Origin of the sequence: Oerskovia paurometabola (assembly GCF_016907365.1) — a bacterium.
GTDB classification, from domain to species: domain Bacteria; phylum Actinomycetota; class Actinomycetes; order Actinomycetales; family Cellulomonadaceae; genus Oerskovia; species Oerskovia paurometabola.
On sequence record NZ_JAFBBV010000001.1, the window covers coordinates 1,843,356 to 1,861,577 of the forward strand.

Annotated in this window: 10 protein-coding genes; 9 read left to right on the plus strand and 1 reads right to left on the minus strand. The window is 70.5% G+C overall.

Features of this window, described 5'->3' with window-relative positions; translation table 11 throughout:
* The first annotated feature begins 27 nt into the window (after window positions 1-27).
* Entirely contained in the window at window positions 28-501 is a 474-nt protein-coding gene (rbfA, locus tag JOD48_RS08285) for a 30S ribosome-binding factor RbfA (RefSeq protein ID WP_138824789.1), read from the plus strand.
* A 109-nt stretch (window positions 502-610) separates the two neighbouring features.
* Here rbfA and JOD48_RS08290 read toward each other — a convergent pair whose 3' ends face one another.
* The gene (locus JOD48_RS08290; RefSeq protein WP_204808508.1) at window positions 611-2,065 is read right to left on the minus strand and encodes an MFS transporter; all 1,455 of its coding nucleotides are present in this window, start codon (window positions 2,063-2,065) and stop codon (window positions 611-613) included.
* A 78-nt stretch (window positions 2,066-2,143) separates the two neighbouring features.
* Between JOD48_RS08290 and JOD48_RS08295 the strand changes: the two genes are divergently transcribed.
* The 8 genes from JOD48_RS08295 to JOD48_RS08330 all read left to right on the plus strand — a co-directional run bounded on the left by JOD48_RS08295 (window position 2,144) and on the right by JOD48_RS08330 (window position 18,117).
* Window positions 2,144-2,812, plus strand: coding sequence for a TetR/AcrR family transcriptional regulator (locus JOD48_RS08295; protein ID WP_239527362.1), 669 nt, complete (start codon window positions 2,144-2,146; stop codon window positions 2,810-2,812).
* Window positions 2,813-2,868: 56 nt separating this feature from the next.
* Window positions 2,869-3,831 (plus strand): tRNA pseudouridine(55) synthase TruB, encoded by a 963-nt coding sequence (truB, locus tag JOD48_RS08300; protein ID WP_204808510.1) that lies wholly within the window; start codon window positions 2,869-2,871, stop codon window positions 3,829-3,831.
* Window positions 3,832-3,980: 149 nt separating this feature from the next.
* A complete protein-coding gene (locus JOD48_RS08305; protein WP_204808512.1) occupies window positions 3,981-5,021 on the plus strand; it encodes a bifunctional riboflavin kinase/FAD synthetase in 1,041 nt (346 codons plus the stop codon).
* A gap of 2 nt (window positions 5,022-5,023) precedes the next feature.
* Window positions 5,024-5,719, plus strand: a complete 696-nt coding sequence (locus tag JOD48_RS08310; RefSeq protein WP_204808514.1) for an ABC transporter ATP-binding protein — start codon at window positions 5,024-5,026, stop codon at window positions 5,717-5,719.
* Window positions 5,720-5,729: 10 nt separating this feature from the next.
* On the plus strand, window positions 5,730-7,430 hold the full coding sequence (locus tag JOD48_RS08315; protein ID WP_204808516.1) for a DUF6297 family protein: 1,701 nt from the start codon (window positions 5,730-5,732) through the stop codon (window positions 7,428-7,430).
* Window positions 7,431-7,558: 128 nt separating this feature from the next.
* A complete protein-coding gene (locus tag JOD48_RS08320) occupies window positions 7,559-8,089 on the plus strand; it encodes a flavodoxin family protein (RefSeq protein ID WP_204808518.1) in 531 nt (176 codons plus the stop codon).
* 351 nt (window positions 8,090-8,440) lie between these two features.
* Window positions 8,441-11,377, plus strand: coding sequence for a LamG-like jellyroll fold domain-containing protein (locus JOD48_RS08325; protein ID WP_204808520.1), 2,937 nt, complete (start codon window positions 8,441-8,443; stop codon window positions 11,375-11,377).
* Between the two features lie 47 nt (window positions 11,378-11,424).
* On the plus strand, window positions 11,425-18,117 hold the full coding sequence (locus JOD48_RS08330) for a polymorphic toxin type 28 domain-containing protein (RefSeq protein ID WP_204808522.1): 6,693 nt from the start codon (window positions 11,425-11,427) through the stop codon (window positions 18,115-18,117).
* Window positions 18,118-18,222: the final 105 nt, after the last annotated feature.

The following is an 18,222-nucleotide window of genomic DNA, read 5'->3' on the forward strand; positions in this document are numbered from 1 at the left end:
GGCTCACCCTGATGAAAGGACTGGACCATGGTCGACAAGCCCAGGGCTCGGAAGCTCGCTGACCGCATCAAGGTCATCGTGGCGCAGATGCTCGACACCCGGATCAAGGACCCCCGTCTCGGGTTCGTGACCATCACCGACGTGCGCGTGACCGGTGACCTGCAGAACGCCTCGGTGTTCTACACGGTCTACGGCAACGACGAGGAGCGGGCAGGGACCGCCGCGGCGCTCGAGAGCGCCAAGGGGATCATCCGCTCCGAGGTCGGCAAGCAGACCGGTATCCGGCTCACGCCGACGCTCGAGTTCCACCTCGACTCGGTGCCGGACACCGCGGCCCACCTCGACGTCGCCCTCCACGAGGCGGCACGTCGTGACGCAGAGCTGGCCGCGCTGCGCGAGAAGGCCACGTACGCCGGCGACGCCGACCCGTACAAGAAGCCTGCCGACGACGCGGCCGAGGCCGACGGGTCCGCGGGCTCCGACGAGGTCGCACCCGCCTGACGGCGAGCACTCGCATCCTGCCGAGCGATCGGGAGGGTGCGGCACGACGAGCACAGCGGAACGGCCGGTCCCCTTCGAGGGGCCGGCCGTTCCGCTGTCCGGGGCCGCGCTACGCCGTCGGGCGGGTGGAGCGGCGGGGGAGGAACGTCGCCGCGACCGCTCCCACGGCCACGCTCGCCGCGCCGACCCAGAGTGCCGCCGGCAGGCCCTGCGTGAACAGCTCCGGGGTGAGCGCCCCGCCGGCGGCCTGGAAGACCGCGACCAGGACCGCGACGCCGAGCGCCACGCCCACCTCGCGCAGGGTCGAGTTGGTCGAGCTGGCGGTCGCGTTGTCGGACTCGTCCATGTCGACCAGGACGGCCGTCGCGCTCGGCGCGAACGTCAGGCCCATGCCGACACCCGCGAGCACGAAGGCCGGGACGAGCTCGGCGTACGTCGCGCCAGAGGACACGAGGGCGAGCCAGGCGAGCGCGAGGGTCTGGAGGGTCAGACCCGTCACGAGCAGCGTGCGGATGCCCAGGCGCGGCGCGAGCACGCCCGCGAGCGGTGCCACGAGCATGGGGGCCGCTGTCCACGGGAGCGTGCGGACTCCTGCCTCGAGCGGTGAGAGCCCCTCGGCGATCTGGAAGTACTGGATGAGCAGGAACACCGCGCCGAACATGCCGAGCGAGAACGCGAAGCCGGACACGTTCGCTACCGCGAAGCTGCGCGAGCGGAACAGGCGCATCGGGACGAGGGGGGAGCCGCCGACGCGTGCGACGCGCTGCTCCCACCCGACGAAGGCCGCGAGCAGCAGCACGGACCCGGCCAGCAGCGAGAGCACGACGGCGGAGGTCCACCCGTCCTCGTTGCCGCGGATGATGCCCCAGACCCCTGCGAAGACCCCGGACCCGGCGAGAGCGAGGCCCACGAGGTCGATCGGTCCGCGGCGGCCGAACGACTCGCGCAGCGCGACGAACACGAGCGGGACCGCGACGAGCGCGACGGGCACGTTGATCCAGAAGATCGCCTCCCAGCTCATGCCCTCGACGACCGCCCCGCCCACGAGCGGGCCGAGCGCGACGCCGAGCCCCGAGACGCCGCCCCAGATCCCGATCGCGAGCGCGCGCCGGGCGCGGGGCACGGCGTCGGCGATGAGGGCGAGGGACAGCGGCATGATCGCGGCGGCGCCGGCGCCCTGGACGGCTCGCGCCGCGATGAGTGCGGAGGGGGTGTCGGCGAGCGCGCACGCGACCGACGCGAGCGTGAACACGGCGATCCCGACGACGAAGACGCGGCGACGTCCGAACCGGTCGCCGAGCGAGGCGGCGACGAGCATGAGGGTCGCGAACGCGAGCGTGTAGGCGTTGACGAACCACTGGAGCTGCTCGACGCTCGGCCGCAGCGCGCGGGCGATGACGGGCAGGGCGCCGGTCACGACGAGGTTGTCGAGCGTGGCCATGAACATGGGCAGCGAGGCGGCCACCAGGACGAGTGCGAGGGGCCGACGGCGGCGCGCACCGGGGGAGCGGACGTCGACGGTCTCGACGGTGGGCGGCCGGTCGGGTGGGGCGGTCGTGGACATGGTCACTCCTCGAATCAGGTAAGCATCGGATGATTACTACGATTCCGACGCTAGTTATCGACTGATAACCTTGTCAACATGGAGAGCGCACCGAGTTCCGAGCGGGCCCCGTCCGTCGAGGCGGGGGAGCCGACGCGCCGCATGTCCCGGGACGAGCGCCGCGAGCAGATCCTCGACGCGGCGACCGCGGTGTTCGCCGCGGGCGGCTACGCGGGGACCAGCACCGACCAGGTCGCCCGCGCCGCAGGAGTCTCCCAGCCCTACGTCGTGCGCATGTTCGGCACCAAGCACGAGCTCTTCGCCGAGGTGTTCGACCGCATCGGTCGGCGCATCGTCGGGGCCTTCTCCGCGGTGCCCCGAGGCCCTGAGGCCGCGGCCGAGCTCGGCTCGGCCTACGTCCGCCTCCTCGCCGACCGCAACCTGCTGCTCGTCCTGATGCACGGCTTCGCAGCCGGGGCGGACCCGGTCTTCGGAACGCGCTCGCGCGAGATCTTCGTCCAGATCTTCGAGATCTACCAGGACCGCACGGGCGGCACGCTCGAGCAGGCGCGAGACTTCCTCGCCCAGGGCATGCTGCTGAACACTCTCCTCGCGATCGGCGCCCCCGAGCACTTCGGCGACGACCCGCGCCTGGCCGCGCTCATGCTCTGTGCCTTCGGCGACGCGCTGCCCGCGGTCGACCCGGCTGCCCAGGTCGCACCGGACAGGGGTCGGGCCGCCCCGTGGCCCGAGTCCTCCCGGCGCTGACGCGACCGCTCCACCTGCACACGCTCTTCTCCCGCCCCCCGAGCACGAGGACCACGATGACGCACGACCAGAAGCCGGTGCGCGAGCGCCGCCCCACCGCCCCCGACGGCCTCGTGATCGTCGACAAGCCCCAGGGGCTCACGAGCCACGACGTGGTGGCTCGCCTGCGCCGGCTCGCGGGCACCCGCAAGGTGGGCCACGCGGGCACGCTCGACCCCATGGCGACGGGGGTGCTCGTCCTGGGGATCGGGCGCGCGACCAAGCTCCTGACGTACGTCGTGGGCGCGGACAAGGAGTACACCGCGACGATCCGGCTGGGCGCCGCCACGACGACGGACGACGCCGAGGGCGAGACCACCTCGCGCGCGGACGCCTCGGCTGTGACGCGCGGGGCGATCGACGCGGGCGTCGCGCTCCTGACCGGTCCCATCGAGCAGGTGCCGAGCTCGGTGTCCGCGATCAAGGTCGACGGGCAGCGCGCGTACGCGCTCGTGCGCTCGGGCGAGCAGGTCGAGCTCACCGCCCGCCCGGTAACGATCTCGCGCTTCGACGTCCACGAGGTGCGGCCGGTCCCGGCCGTGGAGCCGGGCGACCTCCCTGCGCTCGACGTCGACGTCACGGTCGTGTGCTCCTCGGGGACGTACATCCGCGCGCTCGCCCGTGACCTGGGCGCGGGCCTCGGCGTCGGCGGGCACCTCACGGCCCTGCGCCGCACGCGCGTGGGCGGCTACACGATCGAGGGTGCCTCGACGCTCGACGAGCTCGAGGCGCAGGTGGAGCGTGACGGCGTCCTCGCGACGCTCCCGCTCGCCGACGCGGCCCGCGCGACGTTCCCTGCCCGCGACCTCACGCCCGAGGAGCGCACCGCGCTGTCCTACGGCAAGTGGGTGGACCCGTCCGCGCAGGACGTCACGACGGCGGCGATCGGCGAGGACGGGGCGCTCGTCGCGCTGCTCGAGAACGTGGTGCGCGAGGGCAAGCACAAGGCCAAGCCCGTGATCGTCTTCGCCCCGGCGTGAGCACGGGCGCGGACCGCGGGTGACCGCAGGCCGGTTCGATGGGGACCCCGAGGCCGACTCGTGGCAATCTTGACCAGGCGCGCCGTGGGTGCGCGCCGTCGTCGGGCCTCCTGAGCGGGCCCGCCTCACACACTTCTCGAGGAGTACGCGTGCACCTGTGGACGGACCTGGACCAGGTTCCGCCGGGATTCGGACCGTCGGTCGTGACGATCGGCAACTTCGACGGCGTCCACCGCGGCCATGCCGAGGTGCTCGGCCGCATCGAGTCCCTCGCCCGCGAGTCCGGCTCCCAGGCCGTGGCCGTGACGTTCCACCCGCACCCCGCGACGGTCCACCGGCCCGAGCAGGCGCCCGAGCTGCTGACCGGGATCGCGGACCGCATGGAGCTGCTGGAGGCCACGGGCCTCGACGCGGTGCTGCTCGTCGAGTACACGCTCGACTTCGCGCGGCAGAGCCCCGAGGAGTTCGTCCGGACCTACCTCGTCGAAGGGTTGGGTGCACGGACCGTCGTCGTGGGGCACGACGTGCGCTTCGGGCGCGACAACGCGGGCAACCTGGCGACCATGATCGAGCTCGGCCGGACGTACGGCTTCGAGGTTCGCGCGATCGACGACGTCGGGACGGTCGCGTCGGTCGCCGTGGACGCCGGCGTGCCCAGCGGACGTTGGTCCTCGACCGAGATCCGTGGCCTGCTCACGGACGGCAAGGTCCGCGAGGCCGCGGCACTGCTCGGACGTCACCACCGCCTGCGCGGCGTCGTGATCCACGGCGACGCGCGCGGCCGCGAGCTCGGGTTCCCCACGGCGAACCTGGGCGCGATCAGCGGCATGGTCCCGGCCGACGGCGTGTACGCGGGCTGGCTGCGTCGTCCCCAGCTCCTCGCGGCAGACCCGGGGAACTGCGACGGCGTGCTGCCCGCGGCCATCTCGATCGGCACCAACCCGACGTTCGACGGCGTCGAGCGCCGCGTCGAGGCCTACGTCCTGGACCGCACGGACCTCGACCTGTACGACGAGGAGGTCGTCCTGGAGTTCGTCGAGCACCTGCGCCCCACGTTGCGCTTCGACGGCATCGACGCGCTCGTGGAGACCATGCACGACGACGTCGCGCGCGCCCGCGCGATCCTCGCCTCCGGTGCGGGCTCCGCCGGGCCCGACCCGGACGTGGCGCAGACCGAGGTGGGGGAGTAGCCGTGTCGGTCAAGCAGCAACCCGTCCTGGAGACCCGAGCCCTGCGCGTCGGGTACGCCGAAGCGCCCGTGTGCGCGCCCGTCGACCTGGCCGTCCGCCCCGGTGAGCTGTGGGCCATCATCGGTCCCAACGGCAGCGGCAAGTCGACGCTCCTGCGCGCGCTCCTGGGGGTGCTGGCTCCGCTCTCGGGCAAGGTGCTGGCGTTCGGCCGGGACGTCGACGAGCGCGAGCGCGACTTCCGCGCCAAGGTCGTCGGGATCCTCGACGACGACGCCTACTTCCCGGGGCTCACGGCCCGTGAACACCTCGTCCTGACCGCGCGCGGCCACGGCGTGGCCGGGGCCGGCGAGGTCGTCGGCCAGCTCCTCGACCGCTTCGGCCTCGCCGACCAGTCGGGGGCCATGCCGACCGAGCTGTCCTCGGGGCAGCGACGGCGCCTCCTGCTCGCGGCCGGGTTCGCCCGACCCCGCGAGGTCCTCGTGCTCGACGAGCCCGAGCAGCGGCTCGACCCCGGGATGCGTGCCGACCTCGCGCGGATCCTCGTCGAGGAGGCCGGGCGCGGGGCCGCCGTGGTGTTCGCGACGCACGACCCCGAACTCGTCGAGCGCACCGGGGCTCGTGGTCTTCTCGTCGGCGACGACGAGTGCGTGCGCCTCGGGCACCAGGCCGCGCTCGCCGCGCTCGCCCAGGTCCGTTGAGGCCCGGGCGATGAACCAGGCGCACGGCAAGGGCAGGAAGCGTCCGCACGGCGCGAGGCAGGGAGCCCGCGGGCCGGCGGGTGACGCGGCGCAGGCAGCACAGGGCGGACCCGTGGCACCCGAGCCCGTGACGCCTGAGCCCGTGGTCGAGCGCGCCCCCTTGCCGCTGCTCGTCGCGGACCCGAACGAGGAGTTCTCCGGCCGGGAGATCCGGCGGCTCACGGCCCGGGTCACCGCGTCGCGAGCAGACGCGGGTCCTGGACAGCTCTTCGGGGACGTCGCGTACGTCGTCGTCTCGGTCGCGATCTCCGTGCTCTTCGTGATCGGTGCCGCGAACGTGCTGCGCGAGACGATCTTCGTCGAGCCCGTCGACGGCCGGGCCCCGGTCCTGACACCCGCCACGATCCAGGCACTGGCCTCGGTCGCGCTCCTGGCCCTCCTGACGGGCATGGCCGTGCGGCTGGGGCCGCTCGGGACGGGCAGCGCGGGCGTGCGGTGGTGGGTCCCCATGCCCGTCGACCGGCGCGGCCTGCTCACGCCGTCGTACTGGCGCGGGGTCGCGGTCGCGGTCGTCGTCGGGGCAGGAGGGCTCGCGGCGATCGCGCTCGCCTCCGGTGCCGATCCCGGTGTGGCCGGGCGCAGCGCGGCCCTCGGCGCCGCGGCGGGCCTGCTGCTCGTGGGGCTCGCCGGACTCATCCAGCCGCGGACCCGGGTGGCCGCGACGGTCGCGCGGGTGAGCGACGTGCTGATCGCCGCGGTCCCGGTCGCGGGGGTCGTGCTCGTGGTGGCGGGCTGGTCCGACCTGCGCGAGCTCTCGGTCCCCCCGTGGGCGATCGTGGTCGTCGGAGCCGGCGCGCTGGCCCTCGCGGTCGTGTGGTGGCGTCGGCTCGAGGCGCTCGGGGCCCAGGTCCTGCGCACCCAGAGCGCGGTCGCCGACCAGGCGGGCGGAGCGATCCTGTCGCTCGACACGCGCGAGCTCGGTCGTGCGCTGAGCCGAGCGGGCTCGACCCGTGGCGGCAGGGCCCGCAGGCCCTCGCGCTTCTCGGTCGTGCGTGGGCCGGTCTCGGCTCTCGTCGCGGCCGACCTCACCCTTCTGCGGCGCAGCCCGTCGGCCCTCGCCCAGCTCGTGGGCCTCACGGCACTCGTGATCGTCGCCCAGCAGGTCCCCGCGTTCGAGGGCGGGTTCGGGCTGTTCGTCCTGCTCGTCGTCGCGGGGTTCCGCGGGGCCCAGCTCGGCGCCGAGGGGGCACGCACCGCGGAGATGGTGCCCTCCCTCGACGCGATGATGCCCCTGTCCGCGCGCGACGCGCGACTGGCCCGGACCGTCGTGCCGGCCCTGACCGCGCTCCTCGCGCTCGTGGTGGGGGTCGTGCCGCTCGTCCTGGGTACGGGGGAGTGGCTGTGGTTCGCCCTGGTGGTCGTCGTCGCGGTCGGCATGGGTGCGGCAGCGATCCGCGGCGCCTACCGCAAGCCGCCGAACTGGTCCGGCCCGCTCGTGGCGACCCCCGCGGGTGCGCTGCCGACCGGCGCGACGTCGATGATCGCCCAGGGGCCCGACGTCGCCGTGCTGAGCGCGATCCCGCTCGGCATCTGCCTCCTCGTGGGCGCGCCCACCCTGACCCTCGTCGTGTTCCAGGGGATCGCGGTGTGGATCGCACTGGCCGTGGCCTCGCACGTCCGGGCCACGGGGGCCAAGCCGCTGCTGGGCTGACCGGGTCGGACCCGGCCGGATCGCGAACCGTGTCGGTACGGTCCAAGGACCCGTGTCGTCCGGACCAAAGGTCCTGGCGGTGGGGGTGCTCCGCGAGCAGCCTGGGACTGACGACGGGAGCGGGAGCCATGGAAGCAGTCGTGATCTACGAGTCGATGTTCGGCAACACCGCCGAGATCGCGCGGGCGGTCGCCGAGGGGCTTTCCGAGCAGGTGGACGTGCGCACGGTCGAGGTCTCGGCGACGGCACCGGCCGACGACGTCCTGGGGGCCGACCTCATCGTGGTCGGCGGGCCCACGCACGCGTTCGGCATGTCGCGACTCGCTTCACGCGAGGAGGCGGCCGGTCGGCGTCCGGGGAGCCCGACCGTCGAACGGGGAATCCGCGAGTGGCTCGACGCGCTCGCCGACGACGCTTCCGGGCGGTTCGGCGCGACGTTCGACACCCGCGTGAAGGCCGTCAAGCACCTCCCGGGCAGTGCCGCCCGCGCCGCCGACCGGGTGGCGCGTCGACGTGGCCTGTCGGCCGCCGACACGCCGCACTCCTTCTACGTCGAGGGCATGGAAGGGCCGCTGTGCCCGGGCGAGGTCGAGCGGGCACGCGAGTGGGGGCGTGAGCTCGGCCGGACGGCGCTGCTCGCTCGGCGCAGCTCTTCCTGAGGCGCCTTGCGGCTGAGCCGCTGCGCGGGCGAACCTAGGCCTCGCCGGGACTTGCACAGGAGTCCTATTTAGCTCTATGGTCCTGCTACCACCGCTGGCTGAGAGTTTGCTGAGTGCCGGCCTGGGGCCCGCCCGCAGGGGGTGAGGGTTTCGGTTTTGTGCCTGTCGCTGGTGATGGGTGCGTGGCTTACGGAGCGGTGGCCAGTGGTCTCGTCGTCCTTCTTGGGTGTCCTTTTCGCGCGTTCTGCGCGGTCTGCCTCGTCGGTGTCTCCTGGGTCTCCCGGCTCTTCTGCGTCTTCTGTGTTGCGTGTGCGTGTGCGTGTGCGTGGTGGGGTGGCGTGGGGGTTGTCGGTGGTGCTCGCGGTGGGTGTGGTGCCCGCGAGTGTTGCGGTTGCGGCGCCGTCTTCTGTTTCTGCTGGTTCGTCGGTGTCGTCGAGCGCGTGTGCTGATGGTGTGGCTGGTGCGGTGTCTGCGGGTGAGGCGACGGTGTTGGCTGCCTCGTGTGGGCGTGAGGTGGAGGTGGTGGCGGAGCGCACGGCGTGGGACACGGTGTTCGCGACGCCGGAGGGGCATACGCGGGTGGAGACCTCTGCGGTGGCGGTGCGTACGGATGTCAATGGTGGGTGGCAGGACATCGACACGAGCGTGGTCGAGGACGCTGGGCGTCTGGGGGTTGCGGCGCCTGCGGTGGAGATGTCGTTCTCTGACGGTTCGGTGGGGGAGCCGTTGGCGCGGATTACCCGGGACGGGCATGAGCTGGTCTTTGATGCGCCGTTCGCGTTGACGTCGCCGGTGGTGGAGGGCTCCCAGGTGACCTACCCCGAGGTGTTCGAGGGTGTGGACCTGGTCGTGAGCGTGCATGGGGACGGGACGGGCTTCTCGGAAGTGCTGCGGGTCGCCTCCCCGCAGGCGGCGGCGAATCCGGCGTTGGCGTCGTTGTCGTTCCCGGTGCAGACCACCGAGGGGCTGAGCGTGGTCTCGGACGAGGGCGGGTTCGTCGCTCGTGACGGTGCGGGCCAGGAGGTCTTCACGTCCCCGACGCCGCTGATGTGGGACTCCTCGGCCGACGAGGTCACTGGCGGGGTCGGTGCGCCGGGTGTTCTGTCGCCGTTGTCGCCGCAGTCGTTGCGGACCGGCGGGACCGCGTCGCTCGGGGCGAGCCTGTTCTCGCTCCCGCACACCGACGCCGGTGCTGGTGTTGAGCCGGAGTCGGGTGTGGGGTCGGGGGACCCTGTCCAGGCGCCGCGTGAGGGTGATGAGATCGCGGCGATGCCCGCTGATGTCGCGGCTGATGCGGTGACGATCACCCCGGACGTCGAGATGATCGCCGACCCCGAGACCGTGTGGCCGATCTACATCGACCCCAGCGTCTCGGGCAGCCGCAACGAATGGACGCTGATTCGCTCCGCCGTCCCGAACACCGTTGCCGGGTACCGTTTCGGCGGGGACGCAGGGCTCGGACTGTGCGACCCGAACGCGACCTCGGCATGCTCCAAGTACAACGACGTCCACCGTCTCGTATGGGGCTTCGGCGGGTATGGCTCGTTCGGGGCGGCGAACGGCAGTGACGTGATCTCGGCGACGTTCAGCGTCTACGGGACGCACTCGTGGAGCTGCTCGGCGACCAACACCCAGCTCTGGTACACGGGCATGATGTCCGCCGGCACGACCTGGAACAACCTCGGATGGGGCGCGCAGACAGGTTCTGCGACCGTCGCGCACAAGCCCTCGTGCGCAGGCCAGAGCGACCGGTGGATCGAGTTCGACGCGACCGCCGGTGCACGCGCACTGGCCGCCTTCGGTGGCGGAACCCTGACGATGGGTCTCAAGGCCGCCGACGAAGGCTCGATGGCCGGTGGGTGGAAGCGGTACCGGTTCGACTCGCACCTGTCCGTCACCTACGACCGGCCCCCGAGCGCACCGACGAACGTGTGGATCTCGAACCCTGACACCCCCGGATGCGTCGTCGGTGCCGGGCGCCCCTACATCCGCTCGACCACTCCGACCATGCACTGGACGGTCGGGGACCCCGACGGGACCAACGTGATCGGGAACCTCGACATCGTCGACCTCGCCGCACCGGGTTTCGCCTGGGACGCGCCCGAGGACACGGCGATGGCCTCCGGGAGCACCCACTCGCGCACCGTGCCGCGAGGCAAGCTTCTCGACGGCCACACCTACCAGTGGCGCGCTGGCGGCCTCGACCCCGTGACCAGCCGCTACGGACCCATGTCCGCGTGCGAGTTCACCATCGACACCACCCCGCCGCCGCCCCCGCTGATCACTATCGCCAACGGCGGGACCGCCGCCTACCTCGAGAACCAGATCGCAGGCGGGATCGGCCAGCTCGGACGCTTCACCCTCGGCTCGGACGGCGACCTCACCATCGTCGGCTACAAGTACTCCTTCAACTCCGACGCGCTCGACAACTACGTCGGCATCGGCAACTGGTACGCCGCCGATATCTCGTTCATGCCGACGGTGGCGGGTGGGGTGACGTTGTTCGTGCAGGCGGTGGATCGTGCGGGGAACACGAGTCCGGTGCGGCAGTACTTCTTCCGGGTGGGGTTCCCGGCGTCGGCGGGTTCGTGGTTGTTGAACGAGGGGTCGGGGTCGGTTGCGCAGGATCGTTTGGTGGGTGGTGAGGCGAGTCGTGCGTTGAATCATCTGGGTGTTGCGGGGTCGGGTGTGTGGACGGGGGGCCGGTTGGGTGGGGCGGACAAGGGGTTGTTGTTCGACTCGGTCGATGATGTGGTCGCGTCGGCGGTTCCGGTGGTGCGTACGGATGGGACGTTCGCGGTGAACGCGATGGTGCGTGCTGATGTGGTGGACGGTTCGACGCGGGTGGCGGTCAGTCAGGACGGTCGGGTCGCGAGCGGGTTCGGGTTGGGGTTGGCGTCGGGGGCGTCGTGTCCTGGGGGGCAGTTGTCGTGCTGGGCGTTCTGGATGAACGGTGCTGACTCGACGGCCCCGGGGGCTGTGGTCTCGGCCTCGACGGTGCCGGTCGTGGAGGGGCAGTGGGTGTCGTTGACCGGGGTGTATGACGCGGGGAGCGACGTGATGAGGGTGCTGGTGTGTCGTCCTGCGGAGTTCGAGGATCCGGTTGCTGGGCCTGATGTGTCGTTCGTCCCGCAGTGGTTCGCGCCGGGAGCTCTGCAGGTCGGTCGGGGGCAGGTGGCTGGTGCTGGGGCTCTGCAGTGGCGTGGGGTGGTGTCCGCGGTGCGGGCGCACACGGTCGTGCCGAGCTCGACCATGACCTCCAACGACTGCTACACCGAAGCCTCATGACCACCCGTGTCCCGTTCTCCGGTTCACGTCTCCTAAGGGGCAGCTCGATGACGCCTGCAGTATCCATGTCCCGGGCGTTCTCCAACGCCCGCTTCCGTGCGAGCGTCGGTGCGGCCGTCGGTACGACTCTCCTTGCCGGGCTGCTGGTCGTCGCGCCTTCTGCCTCTGCGCAGGACGACCTGCTCGAGCGTGAAGGCTGGACGCAGGAGGAGCGCATCGCTCACGGCCTGTCCTTGTACCCGGAGATCGATCCGGAGAAGCCCGTCAGCGTGACGGAGGGGACGTCTCGACCGGCCGCGACCGCGCAGTCGATCGCGGCGAGCGCGGCGGCAGGTACCACCTGGCCCCAGGGCGGGGCGGTCGACCTGTCGCTCCCGCCCGAGGGTGGGGAGGCGTCCGGTTCGGCCGGTGGTCTTCCGGTGAGCGTCGTTCCTCTGGTGGAGGACGGCGCCGTCGTCGACAGCGAGGTGAGCGTCGAGGTCTTCGACCAGAGGGTCGCCGCGGCGACCGGGGTCGACGGCGTGGTTCTCGAGGTCGCGACCGCGGCCGCAGAGCCGACGAGTCCGGTGGAGCTGACGGTCGACTACTCCGGCTTCGCCGGAAAGTACGGTGGTGACTGGGCATCCCGTCTCCGCCTGGTCGGTTTGCCGGACTGTGCACTGTCCACCCCGGACCAGCCGGAGTGTCAGGAGAGCGTGCCGCTGACCTCGACGAACGACGTCGAGTCCTCGACCGTGACGGCGCGCGTCGAGCCTGCCGCGTTCGGCGCCATGGCGCTGACGGCGGGTGCCGCGGGAGGTGCCGGCAACTGGTCGGCGACCCCGTTGTCCGCGTCGGCAAGCTGGCAGGCGGGTGGCCCGAGCGGGAACTTCTCGTGGTCTTACCCGATGCGGGTGGTGCCCTCGCCCGGCGGCCTGGCTCCCGAGCTTGCGCTGTCCTACTCGTCCGGGGGCCTGGACGGGCGTGTCGTCTCGACGAACAACCAGTCCTCCTGGGTCGGCGACGGGTGGGACCTGTGGTCCGGCTACGTCGAGCGCAAGTACACCTCCTGCAGCGAGGACGCGCAGGGGAATGCGAACAACCTCTCCCGCAAGACCGGCGACCTGTGCTGGAAGTCGGACAACGCGACTCTCGTGTTCAACGGCATGTCCACAGAGCTCGTCAAGGACGTCGCGACCGGCACCTGGAAGCCGGAGTCGGACGACGGCTCGCGCGTCGAGCGTCTGACCGGTGCATGGAACGGTGACAACGACACCGAGTACTGGAAGGTCACGACCCCCGACGGGACCCAGTACTTCTTCGGCCGCGACAAGCGGTCCGCGACGGACCCCCTCGCGCTCGGCTCCGCGTGGACCGTGCCGGTGTACGGCAACCACCCTGGCGAGCCGTGCTACCAGGCGACCTTCGAGGCGTCGTCGTGCACACAGGGGTGGAAGTGGAACCTCGACTATGTCGTCGACCCCTTCGGCAACTCCCTGACGTACACGTACGGCAAGGAGACCAACAGCTACGGGCGCAACCTCAATACCGCGGTGTCGTCGTACGACCGCGGCGGCTACCTGAAGTCGGTCGAGTACGGGACGCGTGCGGGTGCCGAGACCGGTGCACAGGCACCGATGCGCGTCGACTTCACGGTCGCCGAGCGCTGCCTGCCCACGGGCGGCGTCACCTGTGCAGAGTCCGAGCTGACCGCGGCCAACGCGTCGAAGTGGCCGGACGTACCCTTCGACCTCATCTGCTCGTCGACCACGACGTGCCCCACGCAGAGCTCGCCGTCGTTCTTCACGCGCAAGCGCCTGACGTCGGTCACGACGAAGGTGCTGAACGGCGCGTCGTACCGCGAGGTCGACTCCTGGACCCTGGGGCACCAGCTTCCTGACCCGGGCGACGGCAGCGACCCGGTCCTGTGGTTGTCGTCGATCGAGCACAAGGGGCTGGCCGGCGGCACGATCACGCTGCCCAAGGTCACGTTCATCGGCCAGCAGATGGCCAACCGGGTGGACACGCTCGGCGACCACGGGCCGCCCATGAACCGCCTGCGAGTCATCGCGGTCAACAGCGAGTCGGGCGGGACGATCTCGGTCAACTATTCGCCGATCGACTGCACGAGCTCGAACCTTCCGGCTTCTCCGGAGACCAACACCCGCAGGTGCTTCCCGGTGTTCTGGACGCCCGAGGGGCTGCCGGACCCGATCATGGAGTACTTCCACAAGTACCTCGTCACGTCGGTGGTCTCCGACGGCCGCGACTCGCAGTCGCAGGCGACCGAGACGCGCTACAGCTACGTGGGCGCGCCCGCCTGGCACTACGACGACAGCGAGCTGACCCCGCCCAAGCAGCGCACCTGGGCGCAGTTCCGGGGCTACGGCACGGTCGACGTCATCACCGGCGCGTCCACCACGACCCAGCTCAAGACCCGCTACCGGTACTTCCGGGGTATGGACGGTGACCGCGCGGCTCCCGCAGGCGGGGTCCGCAGCGTCGCGGTCGACGGCATCACCGACCACGACCGGTTCAGCGGGATGACACGCGAGGAGACCACGTACAACGGGGCCGAGGTCGTCTCGACGTCGCTCTCGACGCCGTGGCGCTCCCCGGCGACAGCGACCGGTGCCGACGGGACCAAGTCCTACTTCACCGGCGAGTCGGTCAGCGAGACGCGGACCACCGCGCCGAACGTCCCGGGGGGCGTGCAGACCACCCGGACGGTCACGACGTACGACGACACCTACGGGTCGCCGGTCCAGGTCGAGGACCTGGGTGACGTCTCGACCGCTGCCGACGACAAGTGCACCCGCCTGGAGTACGCCCGCAACACGACGGCGAACATCCTGTCCACGGTCAAGCGGTCGGAGTCGGTCGCCGTTGCGTGCGGTGTCACGCCGTCCCGTCCGGGCGACGTGGTCAACGACGAGCGCATGCTGTACGACGGCGCCGCGTACGGTGTCGCGCCGACCAAGGGGCGCGTGACCGCGACCCAGCAGGTCAAGTCGTTCTCGGGCGCGACGCCCGAGTACCTGACGACCATGACGAGCACGTTCGACGCCTTGGGGCGCGCGATCACGCAGACCGACGCGCTGGGTCGGACGACCTCGATGGCGTACACCCCGGCCGGAGCCGGTCCGGTGACCAAGGTCGTCACGACCACCCCGGACCCTGACGGTGCCGGGGCTCTCACCCCGCTGGTCACGAGCATGGATCTCGACCCTGCGTGGGGAGTGCCGGTGAAGTCGGTCGACCCAAACGGCAAGGTCACGACGGCCACGTACGACGCGTTCGGGCGACTGACGAACGTGTGGATGCCGGACCGGCCGCAGGCCACGAAGTCCCCGAGCATCACGTACGAGTACCAGGTGCGGTCCGACGGGCCGAACACCGTGACCACGAAGACCCTCACCTCTGCCGAGACCTACCTGACGTCGGTAGCTCTCTACGACGGCCTGCTGCGCGCGAGCCAGACGCAGGCACCGTCGGCGGACAAGGACAGCCCCGGTCGCATCGTGACCGACCAGGTCTACGACACCCGCGGGTTGGTCATCAGGTCCAACAACCCGTGGTTCACGGAGGGGAGTCCGGGCACGACGAGGGTCGTCCCGACGACGGCCGTCCCAGCGCGCACGGTCATGGAGTACGACGGCGCTGGCCGTGCGACGGCGCAGATCGTCCAGGTGGCCGAGCAGGAGAAGTGGCGTACGACCACGACGTACGGCGGCGATCGGGTCACGGTCGTGCCGCCCGCGGGCGGCACGCCTCAGACGACCATCAGCGATGCGCGCGGCAACCTCGTGGAGCTGCGTCAGTACACGTCGGGCTCCGTCACCGGACCCTTCCAGACGACGACCTACACGTACGACAAGAGCGGTCAGCTCGCGACGACCAAGGACGCCGCGGGCAACACGTGGTCCAACACGTACGACCTGCTCGGCAGGGTCATCTCCGCCTCGGACCCTGACAAGGGCACGACGAGCACGACGTACGACGACGCGGGCCAGGTGGTCACCACGACCGACGCGCGTGGCGTCGTCCTGGCGAGCAAGTACGACTTCCTGGGTCGTCCCACGGAGACGCGCGAGGGCTCGCTGACGGGCACCCTGCGCTCCTCGTGGTCCTACGACACCCTCGCCAAGGGGCAGCTCACCTCGACGACCCGATTCGACAAGGGCAACGCCTACGTCATGGCGGTCACGGCCTACGACGCGCTCAACCGCCCGTTGGGCCAGTCCCTGAAGCTGCCGACCTCCGAAGGTGCCCTCGCGGGGACCTACACGAGCAGCCTGACCTATACGGCCGACGGCCAGGTCAAGACCGTCTCGTTGCCCGCGGTGGGGAACCTTCCGGAGGAGACGGTGGGAACCATCTTCGACGGTCAGTCCCTTCCGAGCCGTGTGGTCTCGGGCAACGGGGGCGTGTACGCGGCGAGCACGAAGTACTCGCCGTACGGCGAGGTCCTGGTCCAGGACCTGGGCGACGTGTACTCGACGATCCAGCACAACACGTACGAGCACGGCACCCGGAGGCCGACGACCGCCAAGGTCGAGCGCGAGGGGATCGCGAACCTGGACCTCGACGTGAGCTATGGCTATGACGCGGCCGGGAACATCACCTCGATCTCGAACAAGCCGGTGGGCTCGACCAGCGACACGCAGTGCTTCACCTACGACGGGCTGCGACGCCTGACCGAGGCCTGGACCCCGGCGAGCGACGACTGTGCGACCCCTCGCACGGCTGCGGCTCTCGGCGGTGCGGCACCGTACTGGACGAGCTACACCTTCGACCCGGTCGGGAACCGGACGAGCACGACCCAGCACACCACGGCCGGTGACCGGACCTCCGCGTACACCTATCCCGCGGCAGGTGCTGCGCGACCGCACGCCGTCACGCAGGTGACGACGACGGGGACGACAACCTCCACGAACACCTACGGTTACGACCAGTCGGGGAACACCACGACGCGCGCCATCGCCGGACAGCCGGTGCAGGAGCTCGCGTGGGACGCCGAGGGCAAGCTCGACACGGTCACGGAGGCCGGCGTCGTCACTGACGACTACCTCTATACGCCCGAGGGGGACCGGCTCCTGCGCCGTCAGGACGGGGCGACCACCATCTACTTGCCGGGCGGGCAGGAGCTCACCCTGACCCAGGGCGGTGACCTCAAGGCGATCCGCTACTACTCCTTGGCGGGGCAGACGGTCGCCGTGCGCACCGGTGTGGGGGCTGCGGGTGTCGACACGCTCGTCGCGGACCACCACGGGACCGCTGAGATGACGGTCAACAACGCGACCCAGCAGGTCACGCGTCGCTACCACGACCCGTACGGGAACGCGCGCGGCGCCTCGCCGACGAGCTGGGTCGACGACAAGGGCTTCCTCGGGAAGCCGGTCGACTCGACCGGTCTGACCAGCGTCGGGGCGAGATACTACGACTCGCAGCTGGGCAGGTTCATCTCGGTCGATCCGATCATGGACCTCACCGATCCGCAGCAGTGGTCGGCGTACGCCTACGCCGACAACAACCCGGTGACGTACTCGGACCCCACAGGGCTGCTGTCCTGGAAGGGGGCCGGGAAGTGGCTCAAGAACACCGTCAAGTCCGGCAGCAAGTTCATCAAGAAGTACCAGGGTGAGATCGTCGGTGCCGTCGTGGGCGTCGTCGTCACCTCCGGCTGCCTGGCCGTCACGGCAGGTGCTGGAAGCCTGGGCTGCATGGCCCTTGGCGGTGCCGCGGGTGGTGCCGCCACCAACCTCTGGAAGAGCAAGGTCCAGAAGACCCAGAAGTTCTCCCTGATGGGGCTGGCCCGCGACACCGTCATGGGCGGAGCCTTGGGCTACCTCGGAGGCGCTGGCGGAAGGCTGCTCGCGCCGGCGCTGGGCAAGGCCTCGACCAGCATCCGCGCCGCCGTCTCACGGACGTTCGCCGCCAAGAAGCCGGCACCGAGGCCAAGTAGCGCGTCCAGTGCGGCGAAACCTGCGGGCACGGCCAAGGCCTCACCGAAGGACAGCCCTGAGCCTACGTCCTGCCCTGTCGCAGGAGCGCGGAGCTTCTCAGGTGGCACAAACGTGCTCATGGGCGACAGGTCGATCAAGCCGATCAAGAACGTCAAGCCCGGCGACAAGGTCCTGGCCGCAGACCCCAAGACGGGTCGTCAAGAGGTCAAGATCGTCACCAGGACGTGGGTCCATCAGGACACCCTCGTCACGTTCACGGTAGGCGGCAAGGCGCTGACCACGACCGAGGACCACCCCTTCTGGAACGCCACCGACAAGCAGTGGCAGGATGCCCAGTACTTCGACTTCGGCGACAACATCCTCACCGCTGACGGGTTCCAGATCCCCACGGCCGGCATCCAGGCCGGATCGAGCATCGTAGACTCGGCCTACAACCTGACGGTTGACGACTTACACACGTACTATGTACTGGTTGCTACTACGCCAGTGCTTGTGCACAATTGCGGCCCGACAAAGACGGACAGGATTGCCGAGCATCTCACTTCCAGGGATCTGGATGCCGCTAAGCGCGAACTCGGAGGTGAGGTAGTTGCGCGAAAGGCTGATGGAACTCCGTGGGATCATGTCGGCGAGGTCCGAGATGCTCAGCAGGGTCTCCTGAAGCGTTTGCATCAGGTCAAGGTGCAGATGTCAAAGGCGGGGGTTGATGATCCGAGTTTCCCGTCGCTCCAGGACGAACTAAGCCAGGCCAGCAAATTGCTGGACCTCTCAGAGCAATATGTCCCGAGGCACTGATGACAGAATTTGGAGAAATGCTAGGTAGGGCTAAATCCGGGACGCTGAGCGCTCGAGAACTCGATGTTGCCGTGCAGGCAATTTCTGAGTGTCGGACAAGTCACG

What these genes read in the sequence shown, in the direction of transcription:
- JOD48_RS08315 (WP_204808516.1), top strand. Translation starts at nt 5,730, where the DNA reads ATGAACCAGGCGCACGGCAAGGGCAGGAAGCGTCCGCACGGCGCGAGG.
- JOD48_RS08295 (WP_239527362.1), top strand. Translation starts at nt 2,144, where the DNA reads ATGGAGAGCGCACCGAGTTCCGAGCGGGCCCCGTCCGTCGAGGCGGGG.
- JOD48_RS08320 (WP_204808518.1), top strand. Translation starts at nt 7,559, where the DNA reads ATGGAAGCAGTCGTGATCTACGAGTCGATGTTCGGCAACACCGCCGAG.
- JOD48_RS08290 (WP_204808508.1), bottom strand. Translation starts at nt 2,065, where the DNA reads ATGTCCACGACCGCCCCACCCGACCGGCCGCCCACCGTCGAGACCGTC.
- rbfA (WP_138824789.1), top strand. Translation starts at nt 28, where the DNA reads ATGGTCGACAAGCCCAGGGCTCGGAAGCTCGCTGACCGCATCAAGGTC.
- JOD48_RS08330 (WP_204808522.1), top strand. Translation starts at nt 11,425, where the DNA reads ATGACGCCTGCAGTATCCATGTCCCGGGCGTTCTCCAACGCCCGCTTC.
- truB (WP_204808510.1), top strand. Translation starts at nt 2,869, where the DNA reads ATGACGCACGACCAGAAGCCGGTGCGCGAGCGCCGCCCCACCGCCCCC.